Annotated in this window: 3 protein-coding genes; all 3 read right to left on the reverse strand. The window is 35.9% G+C overall.

Features of this window, described 5'->3' with window-relative positions; genetic code table 11:
* Positions 1-973: sensor histidine kinase (locus tag Q3C15_RS08590; protein WP_302704964.1), on the reverse strand; the 973-nt coding region annotated here is incomplete at its 3' end.
* A gap of 554 nt (positions 974-1,527) precedes the next feature.
* Entirely contained in the window at positions 1,528-2,355 is an 828-nt protein-coding gene (locus Q3C15_RS08595) for an LPXTG cell wall anchor domain-containing protein (protein WP_302704965.1), read from the reverse strand.
* A 102-nt stretch (positions 2,356-2,457) separates the two neighbouring features.
* Complete coding sequence (locus Q3C15_RS08600) at positions 2,458-2,832, reverse strand: Ig-like domain-containing protein (protein ID WP_302704966.1); 375 nt, start codon at positions 2,830-2,832, stop codon at positions 2,458-2,460.
* Positions 2,833-2,954: the final 122 nt, after the last annotated feature.

Here is a 2,954-nt window from a genome sequence, read left to right on the forward strand (position 1 = left end):
TTTTTAATTGATCCATAACAACAAAGTCAATCGTAAACCAGCCGTCTTTTTCTTGATAGTTTACCAAAAGGTTTGCATAGTGATTACTGATTTCTTCAATATTTGCTAATCCGAAACCGGAATGACCTTTCTTAGTGGTAATCCCTTCCTTTTTGATATGCGCTAAGTTCTTTGCTTTAAGCACCGGATTTGCAATTGAGATTTCAGTTTGACCCTCTGAGCGGTAAACCATAATGTTGATCTTCTTCCGCTCCTTGTCAAAATCCTTCACGGCTTCAATCGCATTGTCATACGCAATTCCGACAATTCGAACTAAATCATATGGCTCCATCGCAATTTCTTCAACGTCATACTTGCATTCAAAGTGAACGTCGATTCCTTGCTCCGTTGCCTGCGAAGTTTTATTGATCAAAATACTTTTAAGGTACGGCGTTTTGATGTTGTCAAAGTCATTAAACATCCACAGACCGCTTTCGCTAATGTAGTTGTCGCTATATTGTTTAAACGTTTGCAGGTATTCCTTCGCATCCTTTGAATCCGACGACCGCAAATTTTCTTCCAAGCTCAAAAGCATATTTTGATAATCATGTTTAAATTTCCGCAATTTCCGCTGCTCTTGTTCCAGGTGATCGGTATATTCTTTCAAGTTGCTCAACCGGTCTTCAACCAATTCATTATGAATCCGTTCCTTTTCGCGCCGGTTAATTGCAAAGTACAAAATCCAAAAGAAAACAAGCTGAATAATCAAAAGCAACAGTAGATTTTCAACATGATTATATAAACTTTGGGTTGAAGTATAAATCCATGTCAAAGCATACATGATTACAAACATACTTACTACGATCCGCTGAACTTGCTTATCGATTTTCTTATCAATGACTCTATCAAGATTGTATAATCGACCGGAAGTTATTCCAAGCGAAAACGCTAAAACACCTTCTGCAACATTGTGTAAAATAACAACTAGAATCATCGGATGAACGACTCTTACATCCTGACACAATACAAGTAATGATTTATCTAAAAATGCGCAAAAGATTTGAACTACAATAAAAATGTCCATTGAAAGCAAAATATTAATCTGTAACGTTAAATCAGAATGATTATGCTGTCGTAACGCTAAATACGTAATTAAAATTAAGAACAAAATTGTTGCTAAATTTGTACATAGGATTAGAAACCATCGAATAGGTGAATATAATTCGATCAAAAACTGAAACAGAACCATTACCATCAACGCGACTGCTAATTTTTTAAATTTTCTTACTCGTAAATTTCTTACATGAGCCCAACTTTGAGTAAAAAATAATATGTAAAAGCAGACAATATGTAATGGCTCAATTAAAAGTGATATTAATTGTAACATTAACCTTGCCCCTAACTCCTTGATATAGATTTATTGTACATCTTATCAATGAACTTAAGGAGATTGTAATTTAAGATATAAAAAAATTTAACATTTATGTTTAAATCAATATAAAAAGGCCGCGGACTATTTGCCTCGGCCTTTATTACAGTGATTATTAACTATTTCATTTTTTTAACGCTATACACACCAACCGCAATTAGTATCACACCAATTGTAGCTGCAACAATTGATGTCAACTCTCCAGTCTGCGGTAGATGGCCTTTACTAGAATGATTTGAAGGTTTTGTAACTGACTTATTATTTGTACCACCATGCAAATTCATTGAATTCTTTACCAATGAACTTGATGGATTACCCAAACTGCCTGAGTTTTTCGATAAACTTGAAGAAATTTCACTGCTACTCATCAAACCCTTACTGCTTGATATGCTGCTTAAGCTCTCAGAACTTGATGAACTCTTGCTACTTGAGTTGCTTATACTTTTTGAACTTGATGAACTACTTGAGTTCGATGAACTTACGTACGGTTTATTACTATATGATGCAGTTCCTGTTATGCCCCAACCAACTTCAGCATTGGTACTTCCTAAAACCGTTCCGTTGCTTGTAACAGTAGCTTCATTGTTAAACGTATCAATATCCGCTGTATCTGTTTTGAAATGTGAAGAATGGTACGTCAAGAGTACAGGAGTATTAATATCCCCTAAATTAACTGTTAAAGTATGCGTATCATAATCCTGCTGCGGAGTGCACGGAATCCCATTTGTTCCTGAGATAGTAGTTCCATTTACAGTTGCTTGATAAGCATGAATTTCAAAATCCGTATCTGAACCATGATCCGTAATCACAACATTTTTCAAACTTTTTCCTGATGGATTAATCAAAACGTACCATGTCATATTATATGCAGCACTTGAAGTTGCAAAGTTAGTGGCTTTTGACCCCTGAGGAATCACTGCTCCACTGACTTCTAAACCGTCTTCCACAACCCTTCCGAATTTAGTCACCGGTCCAAGTGATGGACTACTTACTTGATAAGTATTACTAGGTCTGTTTTTGCAAGCCCATAACTGTAATGTTCCTTGCCGTTAAGTCTTCCCGGTTAAGGTTCCATTAAACTTAATTGTTCCAGTTGACGAATTAGCATTGATCACTGCTGTCCCAACAACTGTCCCGTCAACTGCTTTTACACTTCCCTGAAAGCCCTGTAAAATTTCAAAGCCATTTGGCAATGTAAATACTGCCGTATCTCCATCCGCTACGTTTTCATTATCCGGAATAGACCATGAATATTGGATATTCGAAACTGCCCCCGAAACTTGTAATCCCTTTACAGTCGCTTGCGACGCATCTAAACCATTTACTTTAATTGCTGCTGCATTAGCATTAAAACAAAAAAGGAACACGCTGGCGATTGCGATTACCAGACTGCAAATTACTTTGTGTCTTCTTAAACCTTTCATTTCAATCCCTCTTTTAGTTAAATGTTCATCATTAAGGTAACACTATAGAAATTATATGTAAAGCAGATTGTAAAATTTAAGTTGAACATTTTAGTGGACAGAAAAACCCATAAAGGTCTTTA

Source organism: Ligilactobacillus sp. 110_WCHN, from assembly GCF_030518115.1.
Classification (GTDB): Bacteria; Bacillota; Bacilli; order Lactobacillales; family Lactobacillaceae; genus Ligilactobacillus; species Ligilactobacillus aviarius_C.